The organism is Streptomyces sp. UNOC14_S4 (assembly GCF_020740835.1).
Lineage (GTDB): Bacteria > Actinomycetota > Actinomycetes > Streptomycetales > Streptomycetaceae > Streptomyces.
The window spans coordinates 1-7,017 of the sequence record NZ_JAINFC010000407.1; the positions used below are offsets into that span (position 1 = coordinate 1).

Here is a 7,017-nt window from a genome sequence, read left to right on the forward strand (position 1 = left end):
GAGACAGGGCCTGGGGGTCGGGTGTTGCGGTCATCGCTCGCCCATTCTCCCTGATCCCTGCGGTGTTGACACGAGAATCAGAGAATCTCATGGATCAAGAGCGGCCCCCTTCCTCAGCGGCATCACACTTCACGGTCCGGGTGCCGTGGTGACGGGCTGTTGTCCCGACCTGGCTGGAGTGCCGAGTTCCGCATCTGGCATCGTGCTGCTCCGGTGCCCGTGCCCCTATGGCGTCGAGCACCGTACTCGGCATTCGGCTTCGCTCAGGAGCTCGTCCGGTCCTCCGCCGCGGAGGGGATCAGGGAGCGGAGCTTGTCCCGCGTCTCCGGGTCCGTCGAGTAGACGATCGTTCCGATCATGCCGCGGGTCAGCAGCACCTTGTAGGTGTTGCGGATCAGCCGGTTGATCTCCTCGTCCGGGGTGGCCTTCGTGAAGGACGGGTCCTTGGACGCGGTGCGGTCCACCACCCAGCGGTCGGTGCGCCAGACCAGGTCCGGGCCCATGATGACGCCCGACCAGTCGTACTCGAAGCCCTGCGCGGTGTAGACGCATCCGACCTGGCCGAAGCCCGCGGGATCGGTGGCCCAGAGCGGTGCCGGAGGCGCGCCGAGGAGGGAACGGTCTCCGAACACGTTCCACGGTCTGGCCCAGTCGCCGATGGTCACGTCAGTGGGCAGCGCCGACATGTTCGGCGTGACTTTCTTCGTCCACCTCCAGCAGTAGCCCGCCGACATCCGGGCGCCGTATTCCTCGGCACGCCGGGCGGACAGGAAGTCCTCCAGCTCCTGAGGGCTGTCCGCGGTCAGCAGCCGGACCTTGCCGTCGGGTTCCCACACGGCGGGACCATCACCCTCCAGCCCCAGCAGGCAGGTGACCCACCGCAGGTACGCGTCGCTGCCACCGCATCGGAACTGGCTGTCCAGTTCCACCACCGTGCACTCCAGCCCCTGCACGGCGGCGGCCTTCTGGATCTGCTCCACGGTGCCCATCTCGCCGGGTCGCACCACCTGATGCTGGTCGAGCAGGAACACCGGCACGCGGGCCGCGTCGATCAGTTCCGCCACCTGGGGACGGCCGGTGCGCAGTGCGGCCTTGGTGTAGCGGTTGGCGGACGTTTTGCGGAGCCGGTGTGCCTCGTCGCAGACGAGCACGTCGAGGTCGTTGGGCTCGGCCTCCATGAAGCTGTTGAAGTACTTGAAGAGCCGCTGGACCTCGGGCTTACGGGCACCCGCGACCTTGCGCATCGTCTTGGTGAACGACTGCGAACCGGTCGCGTGCAGGGCGGGCACCCCGCGCCGGTAGAGCTCGCCCAGGAGGGACAGGGCGATCACGCTCTTGCCGGACCCGGGACCGCCGGTCACCACGACCACCTGCTTGTGGTTGGACCGCCGTGCCTCCCGGACCGCGGACATCACCGTCTCGTAGGCGAGCCGCTGCTCGTCCAGCAGGACGAACTGTTCCCGGTCGCGCACCTCTTCGGCGGCGACGGCCATCAGCTGCTTGGAGGGCCGGACCTTGCCCTGCAGCAGTGCGTCGGCCGCGTCGGCGCCCGGCTTCGGGGCCAGCTTCGAGCACAGGTACTTCAGGAAGGCGCCACGCTGCTCACCGGTGTACATCCGGCCCCGGTCGTCCTCCGGCACGGCGCGCAGTCCCGCGATACCGAACTCGGTGGCATTGTGCAGGTAGGCCACTCCGGCGACTGACTCCGGGGTCCGTTCCAGCGCCCCGTTGAACGACACCAGATAGTCGCAGTAGCCTCGCACTTGCTCGATGGGGTTCAGAACGGGGGCCGGGTACGCGTCGATGCGGCATCGCAGCGGATCGTCGCCTTCCGGATACGCGCTGCTCCACTGCTTCAGCTCCACGACCACGTACGACGGGACGCCGGTGGCCGGGTGGACACCGGCGAGTATCACGTCCGCGCGCTTGCTGGTCAGCGGCAGCCCGTACTCCAGCAGCACCTCGACCTCGCCGAGCCCGGCTTCGACCAGTGCGTTGGTGAGGGCCGGGATGCTCCGCTCCCAGGAGCGCCGCTCGGACGGCTGGGGCCGGTGGCCGTGCTTGTGCAGGAAGTTCTCGGTCAGGAGTTCTGTCAGCCGTCCTTCAAAGTGGGTACGGTTGGCCAACGACGTCGCGGACTCACGGAACAGCAAGAAAATGCCCCCAGGCAGCACGAAGTAACTCGTGCGGGTGGGGGCATGTCCTTCGGTTCCACAAAAGTGGAGCGGAAGCCCGTCGGGCCGCTGAGATGGTCCCTGCCATTTTAGGACAGGGCGTGGATCATGTATCCAGAGCGTGGCAGCAGCGGCGCTGCGAACCTGACGTTGGCGCAGTATCCGGCTCAGGCCTATCAACCCACATCATTTTCCGTCCAGGTCACCAGCCGTCCTGCCAGGGTGTACGACATCGGCCGCGGTGTCCTGGCCGCCACGGCGGGGCGGACGGAGTAGCGTCCACGATTCGCCATGACCGGAACCGGAACCGCTCAGGGGCTCAGCACCACTGCTGAGCCCCTGAGCGCGTCGCGTATCCCCTCGGAGGCTCAGTCGAACACTCCCTCCAATGCCACGCCTCCCGCCAAGATCCGCCAAGCCGGTACCCGGACAGTCCGGCTCACCGGGCCGGCCTTTGCCCCGGCTCCCCCGGACGGCAGCCCTGTCAGCAGGTCACCGCGTGCGTGCATCAGCCGCAGATGGCGTGCCTGGTCCTGATCATGCGGGACTCCGGGGTCGACCAACACCGCGGTGTTCTCTCCGTTCACGGTGAACAGCAGGTCCACGGTGTGCCCGCCGATCACCGCGGCCCGTTCCGCGTCGGTGATGCCGCGCGTGCCGAGGTATTCCTGGAGCCGGTCCGCGAGCTCTTCGCGGAATCCGGATGGCATCGCTCCGGCCGTGACCGTGCCTCCTGTGCCCTGGGCGGCATCGGAACCCGCCCGCAGCACGGACGCCCGCCCCGCGAGCAGCGCCGGGAGCCCGGCCTGCCCCTGCCAGAAGGCATGGCTGCCCACCGTTATCAGCTGCGACTTCGCCCGGGTGACCGCGACGTTCCACAGGTTGACCTGGCTCGCTACCCAGTGCGTCGTACGCGGCGGGGTGTTGGCCGCGGCCACCGGGCTCAGGACCATGACGTCGCGCTGCCCGCCCTGGAAGGCGTGCACGGTGCCGACGCGCACCCGGTCGTCGTTCGCCCAGACGCGTGCCAACACGTCCTTCTGGGCCTTGAACGGTGTCACCACTCCGATCGTGGCGTGCTCGGGCAGCTTCGCGAGGAGCGTGTCCACGGTTTTCCGGACGGCCTCGGCCTCCGCCCCGTTGCGCCAGGACTGTCCGCCGCTGCCCTGGGCGGACTCGCCGTGCGGTACGTCCACCCAGCCCAGGACCGGTGCCGGGTCGGCCGTCCCCACCGGGTCGAGTGCCGGGACCTGCTTGCGGACATCGGAGAGAACCCGCAACTGGCCTGCGTAGCAGTATCCGTTGACCACGTCGGCGATGGCCGGATGACAGCGGTAGTGCTCGTCGAGCAGCAGCGCGGCCTCACCGTGTTGTGCGGCCGCATGGTAGGAGGAGTACACGTGGTAGGCGAGCCGGTGGTGTTCCAGCTGCGCCGCGGTCAGCCCGGCTCGTACCCGTGCCTGCTGCTCCTGCCCGGGGCTGATGCCCGGGATATGACCGAGCTGCATGGGATCGCCGATGATCAGCGCGCGCTTCGCGCGGAACAGCAGGGGCAGCACCGCCGGGATCGAGCACTGGCTCGCCTCGTCGATCACGACGAGGTCGAAGAGTTTCGGGGTCAGTTCGAGCTGACGCACGGAGTGGGTGCTGATCGCCCACCCCTTGATGTGCGCCATCAGGTTGCGCTGGCTCTTCTGGAAGCCCCGGCGTTGGCGCAAGGCCTGGTAGCGCTGGTCCATGAGCGAGCGCCCACGCGCCATGGCCTCGGCGGCCAGGGACTGGGACAGCTCACCCGACAGCTCGGACAAGTCGGCCGCGCTCTCCAGCCGCGCCCGCTTCAGCCCTTCCTCGTCGCGGCCGAGATGCTGCGCGACGAGCTCCCGCAACGCGTGCTCCACGGCCACCGCTTCCGCCAGCGCGAGCAGCGGTTCGGGCTGCGTCGGGCGTTCCGAGGCCCACGCCGGCCACGGTTCGGCCGGGGCGGCGCCGAGCGAGGCGACGAGAGCGGAGAGCGCAAGCCTCCTGCGCCACCCGCCGAAGACGAACCATCCGGCCCCGGCGGCCTTCCGGGCCCGCCTCACCCAGCGCGCGAGGGCGGCCGTGCCGCCCTCCGCCCATACAGCCTCCAGCAGCGCCGTCGACAGCCCGAGCGCGCTCGCCTTCTCCTCCCGTTCCCGGAACAGATCCAGCAGCTGCGCCTCCTCATCGATCAGCTCAGCGGCCTCAGCTCGGAGTCCTTCGGACCGTGCTCGCCGATTGCGCAGCTCACCGGCCACGGTCGCCGAACCGCGCCGTGGGGTTTCGACGGCCCCGGCGAGCAGCTGCTGGAGTTTCGTGGCCTCACGCTCCCGCGCCGCGGAGTTACCCGTCCGGATGAGCAGCCCCGGCGAGATCGCGTCGCAGCGCTCCGCGACGACGTCCACGGCCTCGTTGTTCGTGGACGCGACAAGCACGGACTGGCCGGCGGCGACAGCCGTCGTCACCACGGCGGTCACGACCTCGCTCTTCCCGGTACCGGGCGGGCCGGTGGCCACGGTGAGCGGGCGCGTCATCGCCGACGAGATCACCAGCTCCTGGCTCTCGTTGCAGGGCCCCGGGGCGACGACGGCCGGCGCATCGTGGCTCGTGTCCCCGCCGTCGCCTCCTGCCAGGAGCGCGTCGAGTGCCGTGCCGGGGATCTGCCCGGTGCGGGCGGACATCTGGAGCAGGTTGTCCACGAGGGCGTCGGTCGCGTTCCGTTCCTTGCCCTTGGGCGTCAGCAGGACAGCCGCGTTATGGGCACCGGGCCGCAGCGACTGCATCGCGGACTGCTCGCTGAGCGACGAGAGGTCGAGGGGCTCCAGCTCCGGGATTCCCAACTCCTGCAACAACTCCCGTACAGCACGCAGCATCTGCGTACCGTTGCCCTCCTGCCAGGCCGGCTGCCACCGCGCGAGCAGCTCGGCCGCCTCGTCGTCCGAGAGGAGTTCTCCGATGACACCTGCGTGCAAGGAGGGCACCCCGCTCGGGCGGAGCGTGTCGCGGCCCTCCTCGTCGGGGGCCAGTTCCATCGGCTGGATCAGCAGCGGCGCGATCTGTACCGCGGAGCGGCGCCGACTGTTTCCGCCGCGTTCGGGAAGGGTGATCGCCGGATACCCGTACCAGTACTCCTGCGTGTCGGTGCCGTTGGCCTGGCCCCCGCCGCTCTTCGGCTTCGGCAACTGCGCGGGGGCGGGAAAGCCGGACCCGAGGCCGGACTGGATCGTCTCCGAGCCCCGGCCCAGCAGGAAATACGCGGAGCCACGTCCGCCGTCCCGGTCAGGCAGCGTCTCCGCCGCGGCCTGCGCGCGGAGGCAGTGCGCGTAGTAGCGCAGCAGCCGCTGCCGGTCGACGCCGTCGCGTGCGTCCTGTTCGGCCCGGTCCCGTGCCTTGAGCAGGGCGGGGGAGTGCTGGGCCGCCTCGGCGGCGGCAGCGGTGTCGCGGGGGAGCACGGGAAGATTCACGGACCGTGCCACGGAGCGGGCGAAGGGCAGGGAGCGCGTCGCCCGGATCGTGGACTTGGTCGGCCGCTGCTCCTCGGGCACGCCGTTACGCACCATCTGCGCGGTCAGGTACTCGAACAGGTCGTCCGGGGTGATCCAGCCACTGTCCTTGATCCGCCCGGTGCGCAGGCCTTCCACGATCTCGCCAGTGAACCGGGAGGTGCCGAGGGAGGAGCCGGCCGGAGCCATCGCCGAGGCGGCCTGAAGAGCATCGGAAGCGGTGATGAAGTACACGCCGGTCGGGCGCAGCAGCGTGCTGGGCGACGGCGGGCCGTCACCCGGCACCGTCGCGCCCTTCGCAGTCCATCCCTGCACGACGGAGCCGCTGGAGCAGCAGTCCAGCAGCACGAGCTTGGAGGCCGCCCGGCAGGACTGGAGCATCCGCTCCAGGAACTCGGCGGGGACGGCGGTGCCGGGCAGGTCGTTCGGGTCGGTGTCCCTGGTGAGGAAGTACAGCTGGTTGTCCGCCTCGCAGAATTCGCCGTGTCCGCTGAAGTACAGCAGCGCCGTCTCACTGGGCTGCCGCTGCTCCAGGAACTCCTCGATGGCGTGCAGCATTTCCGCACGGGTCGGCTCGGGGACCATCGCGCAGTCGTTGTACATGCCTATCTCGGTGCGCTCCAGCACCGCTTGCATGTAGTGCAGGTCCGCGCGGACGGGCGGCAGATCAGGGTAGCTGTCGCTGTCGTACGTGGATACACCGATGAGCAAGGCGTACCGGTCGTTGTCGCTCATTCCGCGTGCGGCCCGTCCTCGCCGCTGTCGCCGCTCCCCATGCCGCCGTTGAGGAATCGCTCGATCTGCTCGTCGTCCGCACGGGCCTCCCTGCCGGTGATGCGCAGGGATGTTCCGTCGGGGCGGATGGCGACGATCGTCCGCTGCGGCACACGGGACAGCCAGATCTGCACACCGGCGGCGACCAGCGATCCTCCGCTGAACACCAGCCCGACCAGGTCGGTGACCGCCCCGCCCTTGTCGCCCTCCCGGGCGGCTCGCGGCTGGGGGATGTCGAGCCGCGCTCCCGGGTCGGCGTCGGCGATCGCGGCCAACAGCTCACGCGCTTCGCGCCGGGCGCGCAACGGGTCGTCGTCGACGATGGAGATGCGGTAGCCGGGCTCGCCCGCAGGGATGGTGCTCACGTTTACTGCCCCCTCTGGTCACTCCGTGTGGCGGATACACGGACCGGTAAGCCTAACCTGCGCTTTTCATTACAGCCGTGTCCGGTTGGTGGGCGGAAACACGAAAGTGCCTTCCGAGCTGGGATGATGAGGCTTGTCGAAGGTCTCAACCCGCCCAGCAGGAAGGCACTTTCTGCGTGCAGA

The 7,017-nt window shown here is 69.4% G+C and carries 3 protein-coding genes; all 3 read right to left on the reverse strand.

The features are described 5' to 3' along the window. Positions 1-263: 263 nt before the first annotated feature. The gene (locus tag K6I34_RS27960) at positions 264-2,153 is read right to left on the reverse strand and encodes a DUF2075 domain-containing protein (RefSeq protein ID WP_229329960.1); all 1,890 of its coding nucleotides are present in this window, start codon (positions 2,151-2,153) and stop codon (positions 264-266) included. 389 nt (positions 2,154-2,542) lie between these two features. Beyond that, positions 2,543-6,430 (reverse strand): AAA domain-containing protein, encoded by a 3,888-nt coding sequence (locus tag K6I34_RS27965; protein ID WP_229329962.1) that lies wholly within the window; start codon positions 6,428-6,430, stop codon positions 2,543-2,545. After that, the gene (locus K6I34_RS27970; protein ID WP_229329963.1) at positions 6,427-6,834 is read right to left on the reverse strand and encodes a hypothetical protein; all 408 of its coding nucleotides are present in this window, start codon (positions 6,832-6,834) and stop codon (positions 6,427-6,429) included. The genes K6I34_RS27965 and K6I34_RS27970 overlap by 4 nt, the downstream gene beginning before the upstream one ends. Positions 6,835-7,017: the final 183 nt, after the last annotated feature.

Bases quoted from the DNA above. Each gene is read 5' to 3' on its own strand.
- K6I34_RS27965 (WP_229329962.1), bottom strand. From the start codon at position 6,430: ATGAGCGACAACGACCGGTACGCCTTGCTCATCGGTGTATCCACGTAC.